The sequence below is a fragment of the Amaricoccus tamworthensis genome, assembly GCF_049800875.1.
In the GTDB taxonomy this organism is placed as follows: Bacteria; Pseudomonadota; Alphaproteobacteria; order Rhodobacterales; family Rhodobacteraceae; genus Amaricoccus; species Amaricoccus tamworthensis.
Map to the genome: position 1 here is coordinate 1 of NZ_JBNAFV010000031.1, position 18,642 is coordinate 18,642.

At 61.3% G+C, this 18,642-nt stretch carries 18 protein-coding genes; 2 read left to right on the forward strand and 16 right to left on the reverse strand.

The window, feature by feature from the left end; translation table 11 throughout:
• The 8 genes from ACP15P_RS22660 to ACP15P_RS22695 form a co-directional block, all read right to left on the reverse strand.
• A partial coding sequence (locus tag ACP15P_RS22660) for a bifunctional 5-dehydro-2-deoxygluconokinase/5-dehydro-2-deoxyphosphogluconate aldolase (RefSeq protein WP_424930721.1) occupies nt 1–1,802 on the reverse strand: 1,802 nt, incomplete at its 3' end.
• Nucleotides 1,795–2,787 (reverse strand): inositol 2-dehydrogenase, encoded by a 993-nt coding sequence (gene iolG / locus ACP15P_RS22665; protein ID WP_424930722.1) that lies wholly within the window; start codon nt 2,785–2,787, stop codon nt 1,795–1,797. The genes ACP15P_RS22660 and iolG, both read right to left, overlap by 8 nt.
• A 24-nt stretch (nt 2,788–2,811) precedes the next feature.
• Complete coding sequence (locus ACP15P_RS22670) at nt 2,812–3,585, reverse strand: TIM barrel protein (RefSeq protein WP_424930723.1); 774 nt, start codon at nt 3,583–3,585, stop codon at nt 2,812–2,814.
• A 1-nt stretch (nt 3,586) separates the two neighbouring features.
• A complete protein-coding gene (locus ACP15P_RS22675) occupies nt 3,587–4,546 on the reverse strand; it encodes a sugar phosphate isomerase/epimerase family protein (protein WP_424930724.1) in 960 nt (319 codons plus the stop codon).
• Entirely contained in the window at nt 4,543–5,565 is a 1,023-nt protein-coding gene (locus ACP15P_RS22680; protein ID WP_424930725.1) for a Gfo/Idh/MocA family oxidoreductase, read from the reverse strand. Before ACP15P_RS22680 ends, ACP15P_RS22675 begins: the two co-directional genes overlap by 4 nt.
• A gap of 99 nt (nt 5,566–5,664) precedes the next feature.
• Entirely contained in the window at nt 5,665–6,489 is an 825-nt protein-coding gene (locus tag ACP15P_RS22685; protein WP_424930726.1) for an ATP-binding cassette domain-containing protein, read from the reverse strand.
• Between the two features lie 11 nt (nt 6,490–6,500).
• Nucleotides 6,501–7,541 (reverse strand): ABC transporter permease, encoded by a 1,041-nt coding sequence (locus ACP15P_RS22690; protein ID WP_424930727.1) that lies wholly within the window; start codon nt 7,539–7,541, stop codon nt 6,501–6,503.
• A 91-nt stretch (nt 7,542–7,632) separates the two neighbouring features.
• Nucleotides 7,633–8,592, reverse strand: coding sequence for a substrate-binding domain-containing protein (locus ACP15P_RS22695; protein WP_424930728.1), 960 nt, complete (start codon nt 8,590–8,592; stop codon nt 7,633–7,635).
• A 293-nt stretch (nt 8,593–8,885) separates the two neighbouring features.
• Between ACP15P_RS22695 and ACP15P_RS22700 the strand changes: the two genes are divergently transcribed.
• Nucleotides 8,886–9,914 carry a LacI family DNA-binding transcriptional regulator gene (locus ACP15P_RS22700; protein ID WP_424930729.1) on the forward strand — a complete coding sequence of 343 codons (1,029 nt, stop codon included), beginning with the start codon at nt 8,886–8,888 and terminating at the stop codon, nt 9,912–9,914.
• Between the two features lie 15 nt (nt 9,915–9,929).
• Here ACP15P_RS22700 and ACP15P_RS22705 read toward each other — a convergent pair whose 3' ends face one another.
• The 5 genes from ACP15P_RS22705 to ACP15P_RS22725 form a co-directional block, all read right to left on the reverse strand.
• On the reverse strand, nt 9,930–10,958 hold the full coding sequence (locus tag ACP15P_RS22705; RefSeq protein ID WP_424930730.1) for a Gfo/Idh/MocA family protein: 1,029 nt from the start codon (nt 10,956–10,958) through the stop codon (nt 9,930–9,932).
• Nucleotides 10,958–11,776 carry a 3-methyl-2-oxobutanoate hydroxymethyltransferase gene (locus tag ACP15P_RS22710; protein WP_424930731.1) on the reverse strand — a complete coding sequence of 273 codons (819 nt, stop codon included), beginning with the start codon at nt 11,774–11,776 and terminating at the stop codon, nt 10,958–10,960. The genes ACP15P_RS22705 and ACP15P_RS22710 overlap by 1 nt, the downstream gene beginning before the upstream one ends.
• Nucleotides 11,777–11,791: 15 nt before the next feature.
• Nucleotides 11,792–12,976, reverse strand: a complete 1,185-nt coding sequence (locus tag ACP15P_RS22715) for an NAD(P)/FAD-dependent oxidoreductase (RefSeq protein ID WP_424930732.1) — start codon at nt 12,974–12,976, stop codon at nt 11,792–11,794.
• Nucleotides 12,977–13,022: 46 nt separating this feature from the next.
• On the reverse strand, nt 13,023–13,334 hold the full coding sequence (locus ACP15P_RS22720) for a MocE family 2Fe-2S type ferredoxin (RefSeq protein WP_424930733.1): 312 nt from the start codon (nt 13,332–13,334) through the stop codon (nt 13,023–13,025).
• 70 nt (nt 13,335–13,404) lie between these two features.
• The gene (locus tag ACP15P_RS22725) at nt 13,405–14,430 is read right to left on the reverse strand and encodes a sterol desaturase family protein (protein ID WP_424930734.1); all 1,026 of its coding nucleotides are present in this window, start codon (nt 14,428–14,430) and stop codon (nt 13,405–13,407) included.
• A gap of 171 nt (nt 14,431–14,601) precedes the next feature.
• Here ACP15P_RS22725 and ACP15P_RS22730 point away from each other — a divergent pair, with 171 nt between their 5' ends.
• Nucleotides 14,602–15,630 (forward strand): LacI family DNA-binding transcriptional regulator, encoded by a 1,029-nt coding sequence (locus ACP15P_RS22730; RefSeq protein ID WP_424930735.1) that lies wholly within the window; start codon nt 14,602–14,604, stop codon nt 15,628–15,630.
• A 348-nt stretch (nt 15,631–15,978) separates the two neighbouring features.
• Here the strand turns inward: ACP15P_RS22730 and ACP15P_RS22735 are convergent, their stop codons facing one another.
• The 3 genes from ACP15P_RS22735 to istA form a co-directional block, all read right to left on the reverse strand.
• Nucleotides 15,979–16,503 carry a MauE/DoxX family redox-associated membrane protein gene (locus ACP15P_RS22735; RefSeq protein WP_424930736.1) on the reverse strand — a complete coding sequence of 175 codons (525 nt, stop codon included), beginning with the start codon at nt 16,501–16,503 and terminating at the stop codon, nt 15,979–15,981.
• Between the two features lie 124 nt (nt 16,504–16,627).
• Entirely contained in the window at nt 16,628–17,356 is a 729-nt protein-coding gene (gene istB / locus ACP15P_RS22740) for an IS21-like element helper ATPase IstB (protein WP_424929791.1), read from the reverse strand.
• Nucleotides 17,289–18,642: IS21 family transposase (gene istA, locus ACP15P_RS22745; RefSeq protein WP_424930639.1), on the reverse strand; the 1,354-nt coding region annotated here is incomplete at its 5' end. The genes istA and istB, both read right to left, overlap by 68 nt.

An 18,642-nucleotide genomic window follows, 5' to 3' on the forward strand; every position in this document is an offset into this window, starting at 1 on the left:
CGGGCCGGGTCGCCGAAAATCGTGCGGCCTACGGCGAAGCCTTTCACGAGCGGCTGGCGGGCCGCAAGCTCAAAGCTGGCGGCAAGTTCGGCTTCCGGGGCGTCAAGGCCCAGGATGACGATGCCGCGCGTACGGGGGTCATTGCGCTCGATGGCCTCGACGGCCTTTTCCCAGGCGCCGTCGGTTTTGAAGGGTTCGAGTTTCCACCAGTCTGGGTAGACGCCCGCGTCGTAGAAGCGCTGGATGACTTTGGGTGTGGTGTCGTCGTCGACCGGGCCGACTTTTGACGGGATCACCTCCAGCAGGAATTCCAGCCGGTTGCGGCGCGCCGCGGTGAAAAGGCGGGTGACGGTGGCGATATGGTCGTCCCAGATCTCCGCGCTGTCATCGGGGTGGCAGAAGACCAGCACCTTCACGACGTTTTCGCGGGCCCATTCGCCCAGTTTGCCGCAGTCCGGGCCGAGTTCGGGCTCGAGGGTCAGCGGGCGGGAACCGGGCCATTCGGTCGGGCGGCCGATCCAGAGACCGGTGCCGCTGGCCCGGTGCAGGGCGCTGCGGCCGATGCGGCTGTCGCAGAGGATGCCGTAGCCGGGTTGGCCGTCGGCCACGCCCAGTGCCGCGTCGAGGCAGAGCTCCTTGAAGGCCGCGCCCTTTTCCGGGGTGTAGCCGGGCATTTCCTCGAACTGGAGGCGGTGGTCGAAGGCGAAGGTGCGCACGGTGGAGAAGTCGCCGCCATGTTCGTGGTGGCGGTTCGTGGCCCAGTGGACCTGTTCCAGTTCCGCGTCGTGGCGCAGGTCGGGGCGCTGGATGCCGCGGTCGAAGAAATACTGAAGCTCGTCCCAGCTTGGGTAGGCCGGCGTGCAGCCGTGGCGGCTAACGGCGAAGGCGCCACAGGCGTTGGCGTATTTGAGTGCGGTGGGCCAGTTTTCTCCGTCGAGCCAGCCTTTGAGGAGGCCGGACATGAAGCCGTCGCCGGCGCCCAGGACGTTGAAGACCTCGATGGGGAAGCCGGGACCGGCCTCGCCATCGTCGAGGCTGGCGGGGATGTCGCCGGTGATGGCGACGGCGCCCATGGGGCCGCGTTTGCAGACCAGCGTTGCATTGGACACGGCGCGGACGGCGCGGAGGGCCTCCAGTGTGTCGGTGGAGCCGCCCGCGATGTGGAATTCCTCCTCGGTGCCGACGATGAGGTCGAAGAGTTGCAGGTGGCTTTGCAGCTTGGCGGTGACGGCCCCGCTCTCGACAAAGCGGCTCTCGCCGTCGCCGTGGCCTGCAACGCCCCAGAGGTTGGGGCGGTAGTCGATGTCGAGCGCGGTCTGGCAGCCGTGTTTGCGGGCGAGGTGCAGGGCCTTCAGCACCGCGGCCTCGGTGCGCGGGTGGCTGAGATGGGTGCCGGTGGCGACGACCGCACGGGCGGAGGCGATGAAGTCCTCGTCCACGTCATCCTCACACAGCGCCATGTCGGCACAGTTTTCGCGGTAGAAGATCAGCGGAAAGCGCTCCTGGTCGCGGATGCCGAGGATCACGAGCGCGGTCAGGCGGTCGGGATCGGTTTTCACGCCCTGGGTGTCGACGCCGTGGCGGGCGAGTTCCTCGAGGATGAAGCGGCCCATGTGCTCATCACCCACGCGGCTGAGAAGGGCGGAGCGCATGCCGAGGCGGGCGGTGCCGCAGGCCATGTTGGTGGGGCTGCCGCCGATGTATTTGTCGAAGGAGCCCATGTCCTCCAGGCGACCGCCGATCTGGGCCCCGTAAAGGTCCACACCGGCGCGGCCTATGGTGATGAGGTCGAGGTCAGACATCGGAGAGTTTGACCGGCTGGCCCGATTTGGCGGACTGCGTTGCGGCTTCCGCCATGGCCAGTGCGGCAACGCCATCGTCAAGCGTAACGGGAAGGGCGCCGTCCGAGTTCAGCGCATCGACAAAGGCGTTCCACTCGGCGGCATAGGCGGGCATGTAGCGTTCGAGGAAGAACAGCACGGGTTTGGCGCTGACGACGCCCGCGGCGGTGGACTTGACCATCAGGTTCTCGACGAGGTTGCCGACCTGGAGCATGCCCTCCGAGCCCTGAAGCTCGACGCGCTGGTCGCCGTAACCGGCGCGGCGCGTGTTGCGGATGGTCGCGATGCGCCCGTCGGCATAGGTCAGGGTGACAGCGGCGGTATCGACGTCACCGGCCTCGCCAATTGCGGGATCCACGAGGCAGGAGCCCACGGCGGAGACCGTGTCCGGTGCCTCGCCCATGATGAAGTTTGCCATGTCAAAATCATGGATCATCATGTCGCGGAACAGACCGCCGGAGACCCTGATATAGGCAATCGGCGGCGGAGCGGGATCGTAGGAGGTGATTGCCAGCATCTCGGCCTTGCCGACCTCGCCCGCGTCCAGAGCGGTTTTCAGGGCAGCGAAGTTCGGGTCGAAACGGCGGTTGAAGCCAATCATCACCGGTTTGCCATTGGCCGAGGCTTTCTTTTGGCATTCGCGGGCGCGCTCCAGGCTGAGGTCCACGGGTTTTTCACAGAGTACGGCCTTGCCCGCCGCCGTTGCCGCCTCGATCAGGTTGGAATGGGTGTCGGTCGAGGTCGCGATCAGGACCGCGTCGATGCTGTCGTCAGCAATGATGTCCTCAGTTGTGCGGGCGGTGCTGCCGTACTGGGCGGCCAGTTTTTCGGCGTTTTCGGGGAAGTAGTCCGAGACCGCTGCCAGGGTGCTGTGCGGGTTTGAGGTGATGGCGGTGGCGTGTACACCGGCAATGCGGCCAGCGCCAAGGAGTCCGACTTTAATCATCGAGGAATCTTTCAGGAAAGTGGGTTACAGTGTGAATGCGGAGCGGAAGGCATCAAGGGCATCTTCCGGTTTGTCTTTGGCGAAGGCCTCCATACCAACCGGACCGTCATAGCCCATATCCGCCAGCGCCCGGGCGATCATGGGCCAGTTGATCTCACCGGTGCCTGGCTCACAACGGCCGGGATTGTCGGCCACCTGCACCTCACCGATCCAGGGCAGGCAGGCTTCGGCGTGGCGGATCACGTCGCCCTCACCGATCTGGGTGTGGTAGAGGTCGAGGTTGATGCGCAGGTGCGGACGGTCGACGGCGGCCACGAGCGACAGGACATCCGATGTGGAGTTGAACGGACAGCCGGGGTGTTCCCGCAGGTTGAGGTTTTCCAGTGTAAAGGTCACTCCCTCCTGCTCGGCCATGTCGCAGATGCGGTTCAGGGTATCGCGCGCCCTGAGCCACATGCCGGGGGCGACGTGCTCCAGTTGCTGGATCGGCAATCCCTGATCGCCCAGACCGGTGGCATGCAGGTTGAGCCGATGCACGCCAAGGCGTTTGCCGACCTGGGCCGCCTCGCGGGCCGATTTCAGCAGCATGTCAGCTCCGTCCTCATCGGCGAGCCGCCCCTCAAGGTAACCGTTCATGATGGTAAAGGTCGCGCCGGTCGCCTCAAGCGCGTCCAGATCCCAGGCCGGCCAGTTCCAGAGACCGACCCCAAATCCCATCTCGTGCAGGCGCGCCGCGCGCCAGTGAATCGGTTTGTCCTGCCAGAGCATCTCCGCGCACGCCGCGAGTTGGAAGGCCATGTCAGATATCCTGCGGTTTAAAATCTGCGGGTTTGGCGGGCATGACGCTCTGGAGCAGGGCGACGGATTTTTCCAGGCCCTCAAGCGAGTTCAGCAGAACGTCCTCATGCTCGATGGACAGCCAACCGTCGTAGCCCGCCATTTTGAGCCGATAGCAGAATTGGCGCCACCATTCCTCTCCGTGGCCGAAGCCCAGCGTGATGTAGGACCAGCTGCGCGCCGGGATGTCCATGAGCGAGCCGTTTTCGAGGAGGCTCGTGGTGGCCTGGACCGGTGCGTTCAGCAGCGTGTCCTTGGCGTGGACGTGGTAGATCGCATCCCCCAGCGCCTCGGCCGCGACAAGAGGATCGGCTCCCATCCAGAAAAGGTGCGAGGGGTCGAGGTTCGCCCCGATCACGGGCCCGACCGCCTCGCGCAGTTTGTGCAGGGAGGGCACATTGTAGACGCACTGGTTGCCATGCAGTTCGAGCGCGATGCGCTCCACGCCGTTTTCGCGGGCAAGCTCCGCAATGTCCGTCCAGAACGGGATCAGTTGTTCGTCCCACTGGTAGCGCAGTATCTCCTGCGTCTCTGGGGGCCAGGAAGACACGATCCAGTTGGGAATGGTGTCGCTGGCGCTGCCGGCCGGAAGGCCGGACATGGTGCAGACGGTTTTGATGCCCATTTCGCCCGCAACCCGGATGGTGTCTTTCAGCCCCTCGCCCTGAGCGGGGTCGGTGGGGTGGAGCGGGTTGCCGTTGGCGTTGAGGCTGATGATGTCCAGGTTGCGCTCCGCGAAAGATTTGGCGAAGGTAGTGCGGGCCGTGGCATCGGTGAGCATGGTTTGCAGGTCGAAATGCGGTGCCGTGGACCAGCCGCAGGTGTTCACCTCGATCCCGGAGACGCCCATACGCGCCGCGTCGTCAAGCATGTCGTCAAGGCTCATGCCGCCGAGACTGTCTGAAACGAAGCCGAGTTTCATGCGGCTACTCCTTTGCGCGCGGAATAAAATTCCGGGCGGTGTGTAAGGTTGATCTCTTCGCGCTGGCCTGAGGAGAGCGACTTGGCTCCCGTTTCCGCGACCAGTGCGGCGCAGTATCCGTCCCAGCAGTCGGAGGCGGTGTCGGGGAACAGGCCTGTTTGAGCGAAGCGCAGGAAGTCGCGGTTTTGGCGCACGTAGGCGTCATGGTAGCGGCCACGCCAGTCGGCATCGTATCCGGTGGATGAGGCGAATGCGGTGTCGGTGCGTGTGTAGGCTACATTGTTCATGGCGATGGAGCCCGCCTCGCCCACGAGTTCGGCGCGCACGTCGTAACCATAGGCCGCGTTGTTGTTCACTTCGATTGTCACGAGCTGGTCGTCGGCCGTTTGCAGGACCATTACCACCGGGGCGACGCGCTGATCGGAGCGGCGGGGCTGAAAAGCGGAGATCGAGGTGAATTCGGTTCCCAAAACGTGACGCACCACGTCAAATTCATGCGGCGCGGAATTGGTGATTGCCATCGCGCCGGTGAAATCGGCGTTGGGCGTGTCCACATTGCGGTGGAAGTTGTGCATCATCAGCGCGCGGCCCAGTCGCCCCTCGACCAGCGCCTGGCGCATCTCGGCATAGGAGCGGTCGTAGCGGCGCATGAAGCCGAGCATGACATACTGCGTCCCGGCGGCCTGTTCCGCCCTGATGACGCTGAGGCATTCCTCCGGTGACTGGGACAGGGGTTTTTCGCACAGGACCGGTTTGCCGGCGGCGATGCAGGCCATGGAAAGGGGTGCATGAGTGAAATCCGGCGAGGCGATTATTACCGCGTCCACATCGTTACGGAGGATGGTCGCTTCGGGATCGTTTGAGACATCCTCTGCGCAGAGGGCATCCGCAACGGATTTGGCGCGCGTCGCGTCCCTGTCACAGATCACCTGGAGCGTCGCTCCGGGAAGCTCATCCGCCACAATGCGCGCGTGATCCTCACCCATGATGCCTGCGCCGATAACTGCCAGTCGCGTCATTGAAAATACCTCCCCTGTTCGGAGCGGTCGCATGACCGCCCAGGATGCCTGATTGCGTTGGAATTGGTTGCCGAACGATGGTGCCTTCGGCGTCTGGTTTTAGTGGGTCGGTTGCGGTGGATGCCCGTCATGGGTCTCCATGTAACCCTCGATATTCGCCTCGAGATCGGCCATGGATTCACCTCCGGCCATCAGGTCTGCGATTTCCTCGCGGGTTTTCTCGCCCTTGCGGAAGTCGGCCGCAATCGCGCCGCGGATCAGAACCGCGAAGTGGTCGCCCACCGCCATTGCGTGCATGACCTGGTGGGTTATGAAGATCACCGCCAACCCGCGCTTTTTGGCTTCGTTGACGATGCGCAGAACATGCGCCGCCTGCTTCACGCCCAGAGCGGCGGTCGGCTCGTCGAGGATGAGAACCCGGGCGCCAAAATACACGGCCCGCGCAATCGCGAGGGACTGCCGCTCACCGCCCGAGAGGCCGCCAACCAGACGGTCGCCATCCGTGATCCGGGTGATGCCCATTTTCTGGACCTCCTCCACGGAAATGCGGTTGGCGGTTTCCCGGTCGAAGATCTTGAACGGCCAGACCCCCTTGGTGGGTTCAACGCCCATGAAAAAATTCCGCCCCACGGACATCAGCGGATAGGTGCCGCCGAACTGGTGGACCGTGGCGATGCCGCGTTCCTGGGCTTCGCGTGGGTTGGAGAAGCCGGTGGGTTTGCCGTCCATCAGGATCTCGCCGCGTGTGGGCTGATGTACCCCGGCCAGTGTCTTGATGAGGGTCGACTTGCCCGCGCCGTTGTCGCCAAGCAGGCAGAGAACCTCTCCTTCGCCCACCTTGAGGCTGATTTCATGCAGGACATCGATCGGACCGAAGGATTTGTCGACGTTGCGAAGCTCAAGTACCGGTTTTTTATCGGACATGGTTCCTCTCCTCACTTCTTCTTGGACGTCGACCAACTGGTCGCCAGGTTTCGGAAGGTGTCGTTCATGAGAACTGCGATCAGAAGCATTACACCGATGATCAGGAATGACAGGTTGCGGTCGATCTCGGTAAAGCCGATGGCCTGCGTCACGATTGAAAGGGTGAGCACCCCGAACACGATCCCGACCACGGTGCCAAATCCTCCGGTCAAAAGCACGCCGCCGACGACGACCGATATGATGGTGTTGAAGATCAGACCGAAATTCGCCTGGCTGGTTGCGGAGTTAAAGGTTATCACCTGGAGCACACCGGCGAAGGCCGTGGAGGTCGAGCAGAGCATGAAGAGACCGGTCTTCATGCGGCGAACCGGAATACCCGCGTTACGTGCGCTTTCCTGATCGCCGCCGAGCGCGAACACCCAGCTGCCCTTCGGTGAAAGGTGCAGAAAGTAGTAGAACATACCAATCGCCGCAATCCACCAGAAGACGGAGGAGTTGAAGCCAAAGAGCTTGCCTCCGAAGATGGACTTTGCCCAGTCCGGTGCATGGTAGGCGGAGTTGGTGTTGTTAATGAACACGATCGACAGATACAGGGTCAGACCCGCCACCGCGAACAGGGTCGCGAGTGTCACGATGAAGGACGGCACCTGTGTCCGGGTCACAATCGTTCCGTTGATGAACCCGATGAATGCGCCCACGCCCAGTGCGGCCAGAATTCCGACCAGAACCGGCATCTCGTAGTGGCCCGAGACGATCGCCACGGTCATGGTTGAGGCGGGCAAAACCGCTCCGGTGGAGATGTCCAACTCACCGGCGATCATCAGGAACCCGACCGGGATCGCGATCATTCCAACGAGCGAGGCATAGTTCACCCAGGTCGTGAGGCCCGGCAGGGATAGAAAGTTGCGGCCGAAGCCAAAAATTGCGAAAATAACGAATACAACGGCAAAGCCCATGAAAGCTCCCGCTGCGGGGCTGCGCATCAGATCGGCAAGGGAAATGCCCTTTGATGAAGCCTCCTCTGAGCTCCCAGTGGTTGTCGCGTCAGTCATGTCAGTGCTCCCCAGATGCACGGCCCGGTGCTGAAGTCCGGTGCCTGTCGGGTTCCGGCCACCATTGGCCGGAACCCTTTTGCCGAAGTTATTAACGTGCGCCGAGTTTGACGCCTTCGATTGCGGTTGCGACGTTGCTCGCGTCAACGATGGCTGGACCGGTCAGAACCGGCTGTGTAGCGAGCTCGGTGCCGAACTTGAGGTTCGCGAACAGCATGGACGTTGCCAGGAATCCCTGGAGGTAGGGCTGCTGGTCGATTGCCATGGACTGCGTACCGGCCTCGATGCGCTCCAGAACGGAGGCGGACATGTCAAAGGTACCCAGTTTCACGCTGTCGCCCTTGCCGAGCTGGTCGATGGCTGAGGCGGCCGCGTCGGAGGCCCAGGCAGCCAGCGTGATCACGGCGTCGATAGAGTCGTCCGCGATCATCTCGGCTTTCATGGCCTCGGAGGTGCCGACCATGTCCTGGTCGAGGTTGGCGGGAACGCGCAGGATGTAGACTTCCGCACCGGCTTCGGTGCCGCCATCGTTTACACCTTTACAGCGGGTCTCAAGGTTGAGTGCGCCTGGTGTCTGGATGTGGCACATGATTTTTGTAGCGCCCTGTTCGGCCATGTATTTGCCGCCGGCAACACCGGCCAGGTACTCGTCGGACCCAAAGTAGTTCAACGCGTCATACTTCTCCATTTCGCTCTGACCGGCGTTGTAGGAGGTGATGACTACACCGGCGTCGCGGGCCGCGATCAGGGCCGGGGTTTCTGACTCTGGCAGCCAGTTCGGGATCGCGATACCATCGACGCCCTGTGCTACGGCCTGCTCGATAAGCGTCACAAGGTCCGGACCAAAGTTGTCGTAGTTCTGGGTCAGCAGGTAGTTCACGCTGCCGCCATTGGCCTCAACAACCAGGGTGGCATCGTCCACGCCTTTTTTGATGAGGTTCCAGAAACCGTCCTGGGCGGAACCTCCGATCACGGCAATGTCCTGGGCGTAGGCGCTGGACGCCATAAGGGTTGCAGTAGCCGCTGCGGCGACGGTTTTGGCGAAGTTCATGTCGATTACCTCCCTGGGTTGGGCCGCATCAGTGCGGCTCGACATCGTGTTTGGCCATTCGGCCGGTCAACCAGGGAGAAGGCACGCGCCCCACGGTCCTGACTTTGCAGGACTGTGATGAAGCTCCTTATTGGGCTTCCCCCCGAATTCGTTAACGCCTCGATTCTTTCCGTGAGCGCTATCAACTCATTTCTGATGCGCCATTGACACGCTATGTATCAATGATATTCTTGAACTCAGATAGATTACGTTTCAAAAAACTTCAAAACGCGCTAAATATGAAATGAAATGAGATGAAACGCCCAACGATTCCTGATCTTGCCGAGGCTGCCGGTGTTTCCGTCTCAACGGTGAACCGTGTGCTGAATGAACCGGGTCAGGTTCGCAAACCCACCAAGGACCGTGTTTTGCATGCGGCTGAGGCAATTGGATTCTATGGTCTGGGCACCATCACGCATGCCGTGAAATCCAGCCAGACCACGCACCGGTTGGGTGTTCTGCTTCAGCGTGGGGCGCGAACTTTCTACAAAAACATCGGTGACGCCATCAGCCGGTTCGCGGCGGAGCAGGACGGCGTAAACATCGAAATGACAGTCGAGTTTCTCGAGGACCTGACGCCGGAGAAGGTGGCCAGCCATATTGTCTCCCTCGGCGAGCGGGTGGAGGCACTGGCGCTTGTTGCGCCCCAGCATCCACTGGTGGCCGATGCCATTGATACCATTCTCGACCGGGGTGTTCCCGTGGTCTCGCTCATTGGCCCGCTGACGGCGCAGGGCAATATCAGCTTCGTCGGCCTTGATAACTGGAAGGTGGGGCGTACGGCCGCCTGGGCCTTTGACAAAATGGTCCGTGAGCCAGGCAAAATCGGCATCCTGGTGGGAAGTCACCGTCTGCGAAACCAGGAGATGAACGAGAGCGGTTTCCGCTCGTATTTTCGGGAGCACAACAGCGGTTTTACCATCATGGAGCCAATGACCACTTATGAATCCGCGGCCGTAGCGCGCGAGCATGTGGAACAGATGCTGACCGAACACCCGGACATGTGCGGTCTCTATATTTCCGGCGGGGGTATCACGGGTGCGATTGCGGCTCTGCGCAATACGCCCAAGCGGTCGGACTTCGTCGCGGTGGGGTATGAGTTGTTTGACGACACCCGTTCGGCTCTGATCGACGGCACGTTGTCCTTCATTATTTCTCACCCGATGGAGCGCTTCGCGCGCGAGACGGTTACGACAATGCTGAAGGCTAAAACCGGTGGGCGGGAAGCGGGCGCGCACCGGGTGACGTTTGGGTTTGACATCTACACGCCGGAGAGCGTCTGAGGATGGTGGGGCGGCCTAAAGAAGGATCCTCTGCCGCTCATCCGCGCTTTGCCGGGCGGCGTCGAGAACGGCGAGGGTCCGGGCGCCGGTTTCTGCCGTGACGGGGGGCGGCGTGCCGGTTGCGACGGAAAGCGCAAATGCCTCGTAAAAATCGTGGTAACGCCCCTGTTCCGATGGGACGGTCACGGGTCCGGCCGCCGTGAACAGCGTGCCCCAGTTTGCCCGTGGCTCAAACCCCCACGATGCAAGGTCATCGGCCGGGCGTTTGCCGGCGAAAATGTCCTGAGCCTGGACGTCCGTGGTTTGGGAAAGGTAGCAGCCCCTGTCACCATAGGCTCTCAGCTCACGCGCGTCGATGTGGTTGAGTTTGGAGGCGGAGATGTGGCTGCGGGCTCCGCCCTGATGCAGAAGTGTCAGGGTAAAGCCGACATCGGTCGGCCCCGCGGGCAAATCCGCGATGTCGAGCTGCGCATCAACGGATGTCACAGGGCCGAGAAGGTAAATCATCTGGTCGACCACGTGTGACCCAAGGTCGCGCAACAACCCGCCGGAAGGTCCAGCTTCGACAGTTTGGGGGCTGTTCTGGTCCATGCGTGAATGAATGCGCGAGATCCGTCCAAGTCGGCCGTCATCCATGACCTTTTTCAGGGTCTGGAGATCCGCATCAAAACGGCGGTTCTGATAGACGCCGAGCGTGACGCTGCGTTTTTTGGCTGCCGCATCAAGCTCCATCGCGCCCTCATGGTTGGGTCCGAAGGGTTTGTCGGCGATAACATGCAGGCCCGCCTCAATGGCCTCGAGCACCAGCACCCGGCGGGTCTGGGGCGGGGTTGTAATGGTCACGGCATCGCAGACGCCCGCGTCGATCATTGCGGTCAGACTCGGAAAGACCGGAACATGGGGCCAGTCGGCCCTGACTTTCGCGACGGTTGCCTCCGCCCGCGCCACGATGCCCGTGAGTTTACAGCCGTTTGCCGCGTCGATGAACGGCGTGTGAAAATGCTGACCACCCGTTCCGTAGCCGACTACACCGACCCGCAGCATCAGTTGGCCACCCGCTGCATGAAACTGTCAAACTCGGCATCCTCCATGGGGACAGTATGTTCGGCAGCCGGGTAGCCACCCGTGTTCACATCCGCCCGGTATTCCTTAAAGGCCGCGATGCGTTCGTTCTGCAGGCGCTCAAACTCGGGCGCCAAGTTGCGGTACATTTTCCCGTGTCTTGGTCTGTGGTTTTTGCCATAGCCGCAGACATCCTCGGTGAAGAGGTATTGCGCGTCAGCGTGTTTGCCCGCGCCCATGCCGAGCATGACCAGTGACGAATTTTCTGTCAGGAATTTCGCGACCCGATCAGGCACCACCTCGAGTTCCGCACCCAAAACGCCGATTTCCTCCAGTTTTTGGGTGTGGCGCCATAACGCCTCCGCCTCGTCAGCCGTTTTTCCGACAGCGCGCCAGCCCGTCCAGGTGATGTAGCTCGGGATAAGTCCAATGTGTCCAACCACGGGAAGGTGGTTATCACAAAGAACCTTCTGAATGTCGTAGGATGCCGAGCAGTAATAGGCGTCCCCGCCAAAGCCCGCATAGTGAAAAGCGGCGCGCAGGTAGTCCTCCGCAGTGGCAATGGGCCGACCTTCGAAGCAGCCCCAGCCACCATAGGGCAGGCCGACCTGGACAAAGCAGTCGCCCGCGGCCTCGCGCATTTCCGCATCAAAAAACCGACCCTCAATGGACAGCATGTGAATGCCCGCAACTGCGGCCGCTGCGGCCTCTTCGGGTGTCGTTACGAACAGCATCGATATCTTTTCGCCGCGTCTTTTCATGGCGCGGATATCCTCAACATGCGGGCGGTTGTGATACATGGGTTGTCCTTTCGGTCAGCCTGCCCGGAGCAGTCGTTTCAGGTTTTGCGCGGGATCAGCGAGCATTTCAGGCTCAACTGGACCGCCCCTTTCAATAAGTTTTTCAAATATGCGGATGTCCTTCGCGACGCTGTTCCCGGTGCCGATACCGGCAACGGCGCTCAGGCCGCCCGTGCCGTCGCACTGAAACACGATGCGCTGGTCGTCCGCGGTTTCGCGTTTTACGACCGGTCGGGTCATGTCGAACAGCCCGGCCAGCTGAAGTGTCAGGTCGTACTGGTCGGACCAGAACCATGGTACGCGGCCGTAGGTGTCCGTCGCCCCAAGTATGGCTGCGGCCGCATGGGCGCCCTGGTCCTGAGCGGCCCGCCAGCTTTCCAGCCTGACCCGCACGCCGCGCCATTCGAAGTTGCAGCAGTCTCCGGCGGCATAAATATCAGTATCGGAGGTGCGAAAGGCGCTGTCCACGACGATGCCATTGTTCACGGTCAGCCCGGCCTGTTCGGCAAGCTGCGTGTTGGGAGATGCTCCCACCCCGGCGATCACGACGTCAAAAGTGGTATCAAACCCGTCCGCGAGCCTGATGTGCCGTGCATCGGCGCATTCGACAGAAGCACCGCACTTGATCTGGACGCCTTCGGCCTCGTGCCGGGCGGTGAGGACACTGGCGATTTCTTCCGGCACGGCGCGGCCCAGGAGGCGCGGTCCGGCCTCGATCACCGTCACTTCCGCGCCTCTCATGCGGGCGGTGGACGCGAGTTCAAGGCCGATGAAGCCGCCGCCGATGATGCCGATCCGTGCGCCCGGTGTGATTGCCGCAAGGATTGCCTTCGCATCCCTGTCAGTACGGAGTGTCAGGCATTTCTCGATGCCGGGAAAAACACGCGCCCTTGCGCCAGTGGCTATAAGAAGGCGCTCGTAGCTCAGGTCCCCTCCGGTTTCCAGGACAACCCTGTGCTGATCGGGGAGAATGCCGGAGACCCCCATCCCAAAGCGGCAGGTGATACCGGCCTCCTCGTAGGCGGACGCGGGCCGGATTGGTTTTGGCTCCCCTGTTTCCTTCGACAGCGGCGGCCGCTCGTAGGGCAACGAGGCCTCCTCACCGATCAGCGTCACCTCGCCCCCGTAGCCGAGCTGGCGCAGTTCAAACGCCGCGCGCACGCCGCTTTCACCAGCTCCGATGATAACGATACCGGTCATCTTTCACCCCCCGGGCGTGGTGGAAAGGTGGAGGAAGGGCGTCATCTCAAAGCTCCACGAAGACGCGGCCGCCTTCGACCTTCGTTGGGTAGGTGTGCAGGTTCTCGCAGGCCGGGGGCGTTTCGACCTCGCCATTGGTGACGTCGAAAATGGACGAATGCTTGGGGCACTCGATCGTGGCCTCAACAACCAACCCGTCGGACAGATGGACCTCCTCATGGGTGCAAAGCCCGTCAGTGCAGTAGTAGTTGTCCTCGTGGTCGCGCACGATGATGAAGGTGCGCGCTCCATGATCGAAACGGATCACATCCTCCTCTTCGATGTCGTTCGTGGCGCAGGCGTCTATCCAGTCGGCCATGGCTGTTCCTCCTTTTGAATCATGTGGTCTTTTATTGGCTGTGAAATTCGTCTGGCTGGGTGCCGCCGGTTTATTCGGCGGGCGTTACCGCCTGTTTTGCCTTCATGCGTTCCTTCTTTTTGCGGAACCGTTCCTTCATCCGCTGATCGGATTCCTTTGAGCCGTCATGCCAGGTGCCAAAGAGCTTATCGAGCGGAACCAGACCATCGCCGCCGTAGTTCACCTCGAAATATTTGTGATGCAGGTAGTGGACATAGGCGTGGCTATCGAGCGTGGCGTTTTCGGTGAGTTCGAACTTCTCAAAGCCGAGATGTCCGTTGACCGCCCCGAATCCGACCGAATGCAGCGTGAAATACGCACAAACCGGGTTCGACGGGATCAGCAGATGCAGCCAGGCTTCGGCCATGTAGGGAAAGCCTTCACCCGGATGCATCGACAGGGAGGACCACGGGCTCGGGTTGATCGAGTTGTGGTGCACGGAGTGGATGTGCTTGTAGAGCGGCGGCCAGTGGATAGCCCGATGCAGGCAGAAGAAATAGACCTCATGCACGGCTGGCGCGAGCAGGATGACGATGCTGAGCCACAGCCAGTGCGTCGTCCAGGGTAGCCAGACGGCCCAGGAGTTGGCATAGGCCCAAAGCATCACGATCTCGACCACTGTCCAGAGTGGCACGGTGACGAAGATCGAGCGGATGAAATTGTCGAGGTTCTGCGATTTGAACCAGAAAACGTCCGAGGGGTGATCCGCCGGGAATTTGGCATTGTACTTAAAGCGGTTTTCCTGCTTGCGCTTGACGTAGAAAAAGAACTCAAAACCGCCCAGAAACAGGATCATGCCGGCCGCGTTCAGAAAGTATAGGTAGAGATAGTTGCCAAGGGACAGGGTCGCGAGGCTTTCCCAGCTCGGGATCAGGACCAGAACCCACAGGAGGGCGGTCGCGAGGTGAAACGCGTTCCACGGCCAAAGATATTCCGGGATCCAGGCCAGCACCTTGCGGATGGAAAACGGACGTTGCCACAGCGGCGCGGGCTCGGCCGGATGGTTTGGCGTCCAGTTGCCCCGCTTGTCCCGGGTTCCGAATTGAAGATCATCCATGGTGTATACCTCCAAAGCCGCCGCGTTGCGGTCCACAATTTTGGGCTTTGTGGGGTCAGGCGTGATATTCAATCAAGAACGGTTCATCCTGGGAAAAAATATCGCTTCAAAATGACACCATATCATCTCATAATGAGGCACCGCATTTCATTATGACACTGAGGCAATGCCATGAAGCGTGTGACAATCCCGGATCTGGCCAGGGCCGCGGACGTTTCAGTCTCGACGGTCAATCGTGTCCTCAATCAACCTGAATCGGTGCGTAGGCATACGCGGGAGCATGTGCTGGCGACAGCGGAGGAGATCGGTTTTTACGGCCTGGGCACGATGGAGCGTTCGGTCCGGAAAGGCCGGGACACGCACAGGCTCGGCATTCTCCTACAGCAGGGCGGCCGCGCGTTCTATCGCAAGCTCGGCAGCGCTCTCAGAGAGGAAGCCAAACGTCATGTTCAGGCTCCGGTGGATTTGAGGCTTGAGTACCTCGATGATCTGTCGCCCGACAATGTTGCCGCGCGCCTCATTAATCTGAGCCGGACCTGCGACGCGGTTGCGCTGGTGGCCGCCCAGCACCCGAGGCTGGCCGATGCAATTGATACCGTCACGGCGGTCGGGGTTCCGGTCACCGCGCTGATCGCGCCGCTCGATGCCCGGTCGAACGTCGGCTTTGTCGGGTTGGACAGCTACATGGTTGGGCGTACCGCGGCGTGGGCCTTTGACAGCATGGTGCGGCAGCCCGGCGAGATCGGCATTTTGATCGGCAACCACCGCTACCGGAACCAGGAGATGAACGAAAGCGGTTTCCGGTCGTATTTTCGGGAGAACAACACCGCCTTCACCCTGTTGGAGCCGCGAACGACCTACGAATCCGCGGCCGTCGCCCGGGAGATGGTCGAGGAGCTTTTTCACGACCACCCCGAAATCTGTGGACTGTTCGTGTCCGGCGGCGGCATCACCGGAGCCCTCGCGGCCCTGCGTGAGGCGACAAAGCGGAAGGACTTCATCGCCGTCGGCTATGAGCTCTTCGACGCCACCCGCGACGCACTCATCGACGGCACCCTGAAAATGGTGATCTCCCACCCGATGGACCGCTTTGCCCGCGCCGCAATCGACGCCATGATCCGCGCCAAAAAAAGTGGGGCAGGCACAGGTACACAACGTGTCGCCCTCGGTTTTGAAATCTATACCTCCGAGAATGTGTAACATGTCCTCACACGGAGAATGGGAAGAGGAACAGGTTCACGGCGCGATGCGTCGGGCCGTTGCCGTAAGCAGAGCCCTTCGCCATGCCCGCTTTGAAGGTCTGCTTTCCGGCCGGACTTACAGTCTGTTCGCATCCATGGCCAAGGTCCGCTTCCCGCCCGGACCACCAGTCTTGACTTCCGGCCCTTAGCGGCCTTTGAACAAGATCAGTGAATGTTGCGCTACAGCACGCCGAACCGGACTTCCGCTGCAACCACAGCTCGGGACTGGGGTGAACTGGTAATGTTCCGGGGGAACCGACCTTGTCGCCGCGGTTCCCCGAGAGTTCGCTACGGAAAAAGGCACGTATCAAACAACGATCTGTAAGAGCATGACGATCGACATTCCCATCATGGCGAGATTCTCTGTGAGACTGACAAAGCCGAGCGGTACGTTGGAGCCTCCGCCGACGCAGGCGCATTTAAGTTCGCGCCTGTCGAGATAGACGGCTTTAAACACGCTCCATGCGCCGATGGTCGAGACGATTAAGGCAGCAGGCGCGGATAGCCACTTCAGCAGCATGCCGGTCATCAGAATGCCCGCCCCAGTCTCCACCCACGGATAGATATAGGCATACGGCACCCATTTCCGCGCGACGACGTCGTAATTTAGGAACATAGTAGTGAAGCTCTCGATATCCCGCAGCTTTTGCATGCCGAGCAGGATCATCGAGACGGAAATGAACCAGCCCACAGTCTGCCATGTGATCGTGCCGAGGAAGCCGATTGACAGTGCAACCGCGGTCGCGGCGGCAACAGCGAACAGGTAAATTACTGGCTTGTAAGTGGTAGCCTTCGGATCCCAATCGGTAAGTTTCTCGCGCAAGTCTGTCAATCGGCATCCAATCTTAACCCCTCATCGGCGTCCAAAATTGACCCCCCTGGTGCTAAGCTGGCCCGGTGCTGCGCAGTCTCCGATTACCGCAGCGGCGCCGGGCCAGTGTGGGGGCGGCCTGGTATTATGCCCGGTTTTTGAAGCGCCAGCTTTCGTTGCCGGTTTCGACGATCTCGCAGTGATGCGTCAGCCGGTCGAGCAGCGCGGTTGTCATCCTGGCGTCGCCGAAGACGCTTGGCCATTCACCGAATGCCAGATTGGTTGTGACGATTATCGAGGTGCGTTCGTAGAGCCTGCTGATCAGGTGGAACAGGAGCTGGCCGCCGGTCTGGGCGAACGGGAGGTAGCCGAGTTCATCGAGGATCAGGAAATCCAAGCGCGATATCAAATCGGCGGTTCGTCCCTGACGCTCGGCGCGGGCTTCGGCGTCCAACTTGTTTACCAGATCGACGACATTGAAGAACCGCCCGCGCCGCCCGTTCCGGATGCAAGCCCTGGCGATGCTGACGGCGAGATGGGTTTTGCCCGTTCCGGTGCCGCCGATCAGGACCAGGTTGCGCTGATGATCAAGGAAGTCCCCGGCGGCCAGATCACGGATCAGGGTCTCGTTGACCTCGGCTGCTTCGAAGTCGAACTCTTCCAGTTCCTTGGCCAGAGGCAGTTTGGCGATGGTCATCTGGTATTTGATCGAGCGGGCCTGCTTCTCCGAGATCTCAGCCGTCAGCAATTCGCCGATGATCTGCTGGGGCTCATGCTGGCGTTTGACGGCGGTGGTCAGAATCTCGTCATAGGCGGCTCTCATCCCGTAGAGCTTCAGCTTTCCCATCGCGTCGAGCACGTCTGAGCGTTCCATCTGTCTGTCTCCTCAAGCTGTCATATCGGTCGCAATTCGCCGTGGGTTCGCAGTTCAGCCGCAGCGCGTCCGGTGTGGTGATTGTCAGGGGTGGCGGCGGTTCCCGGTGGCGGGCCAGGATGTTCAGCACGACGCCCGCAGAATGGACGTTGTGGGACAGCGCCTCGGTACAGGCGGCTTCTACAGCATCAATGCCATCCGTCATCACAGCGCTCAGGATCTCGACCATCTGGCGGTCGCCGCCGGGCTGGCGTTCCAGCTTACGCTGCACCCGGCGGATCGCAACCGGCAGGTCCCACTCCTTGAATGGCGTACCGTTACGAAGGGCGCCGGGCTTGCGGGCCAGAACAGGTATGTAATGCAGGGGATCGTAGACGGTGTTGTCGCGCCCGAAAGCACGCGCATGGCGACTGACGATCCGGCCATCCTGCCAGCATTCCATCCGATCTGCGTAGGCTCTGATCTCGACCGGCCGCCCCACGGCACGGGCGTCAACCGAGTATCTGTTTTTGTCAAACCGCACGAGGCAGGTCTTGGAGACAGACGCCGTAACCGCGTGGAACCCATCGAACGGGCCAACATAGGGCACGAGGCTCGGGCGCTCTTCTTCGAACACCTCCCAGACCGTTTTGTCCCGCATCTCAGGATGCGTGTTCGCCCGGGCATGGGCCACGCAACGATCTTCCAGCCAGGCATTCAACTCGGCATGGGATTTGAACTTCGGGCGCGGCACAAAGAACCGCCGCCGGATCACGCCGACCTGGTTCTCAACCTGACCCTTCTCCCAGCCCGAGGCAGGCGTGCAGGCAACCGGATCGACCAGATAATGCCCGCACATCTGCTGGAAACGCCGGTTATAGGCACGGTCCTTGCCGACAAAGATCGCATCAACGGCGGTCTTCATATTGTCGTAGATGCCCCGCGCACAGGCACCGCCAAAGAAGGCGAACGCCCTGTCGTGCGCGTCGAACACCATCTCCTGGGTTTCACGGGGATAGGCCCGGACATATGGCATCCTGCTGTAGCACAGGCGGACATGGGCAACCTTGACCGTCACCGTCACGCCATCGAGGATCACGATCTCATGGCTCCAATCGAACTGGTAGGCTTCGCCCGGATCGAAGCTCAGCGGAACATACGCACTGGCCGACGCTTCCCGTGTCGCCTTCGACCAGCCCGCCGCATATCGGCGTATCGCATCATAGCCGCCTCCATAGCCACGGTTACGCAGTTCCTCATAGATCCGGATGAGCGTCAGGCGTTCCCGCTTCGGCCGCCGGACGTTC

Excerpts from the sequence above, each read along its gene's own strand:
- iolG (WP_424930722.1), bottom strand. The coding sequence starts at position 2,787 with ATGATTAAAGTCGGACTCCTTGGCGCTGGCCGCATTGCCGGTGTACAC.
- ACP15P_RS22670 (WP_424930723.1), bottom strand. The coding sequence starts at position 3,585 with ATGGCCTTCCAACTCGCGGCGTGCGCGGAGATGCTCTGGCAGGACAAA.
- ACP15P_RS22675 (WP_424930724.1), bottom strand. The coding sequence starts at position 4,546 with ATGAAACTCGGCTTCGTTTCAGACAGTCTCGGCGGCATGAGCCTTGAC.
- ACP15P_RS22680 (WP_424930725.1), bottom strand. The coding sequence starts at position 5,565 with ATGACGCGACTGGCAGTTATCGGCGCAGGCATCATGGGTGAGGATCAC.
- ACP15P_RS22685 (WP_424930726.1), bottom strand. The coding sequence starts at position 6,489 with ATGTCCGATAAAAAACCGGTACTTGAGCTTCGCAACGTCGACAAATCC.
- ACP15P_RS22690 (WP_424930727.1), bottom strand. The coding sequence starts at position 7,541 with ATGACTGACGCGACAACCACTGGGAGCTCAGAGGAGGCTTCATCAAAG.
- ACP15P_RS22695 (WP_424930728.1), bottom strand. The coding sequence starts at position 8,592 with ATGAACTTCGCCAAAACCGTCGCCGCAGCGGCTACTGCAACCCTTATG.
- ACP15P_RS22700 (WP_424930729.1), top strand. The coding sequence starts at position 8,886 with ATGAAACGCCCAACGATTCCTGATCTTGCCGAGGCTGCCGGTGTTTCC.
- ACP15P_RS22705 (WP_424930730.1), bottom strand. The coding sequence starts at position 10,958 with ATGCTGCGGGTCGGTGTAGTCGGCTACGGAACGGGTGGTCAGCATTTT.
- ACP15P_RS22710 (WP_424930731.1), bottom strand. The coding sequence starts at position 11,776 with ATGTATCACAACCGCCCGCATGTTGAGGATATCCGCGCCATGAAAAGA.
- ACP15P_RS22715 (WP_424930732.1), bottom strand. The coding sequence starts at position 12,976 with ATGACCGGTATCGTTATCATCGGAGCTGGTGAAAGCGGCGTGCGCGCG.
- ACP15P_RS22720 (WP_424930733.1), bottom strand. The coding sequence starts at position 13,334 with ATGGCCGACTGGATAGACGCCTGCGCCACGAACGACATCGAAGAGGAG.
- ACP15P_RS22725 (WP_424930734.1), bottom strand. The coding sequence starts at position 14,430 with ATGGATGATCTTCAATTCGGAACCCGGGACAAGCGGGGCAACTGGACG.
- ACP15P_RS22730 (WP_424930735.1), top strand. The coding sequence starts at position 14,602 with ATGAAGCGTGTGACAATCCCGGATCTGGCCAGGGCCGCGGACGTTTCA.
- istB (WP_424929791.1), bottom strand. The coding sequence starts at position 17,356 with ATGGAACGCTCAGACGTGCTCGACGCGATGGGAAAGCTGAAGCTCTAC.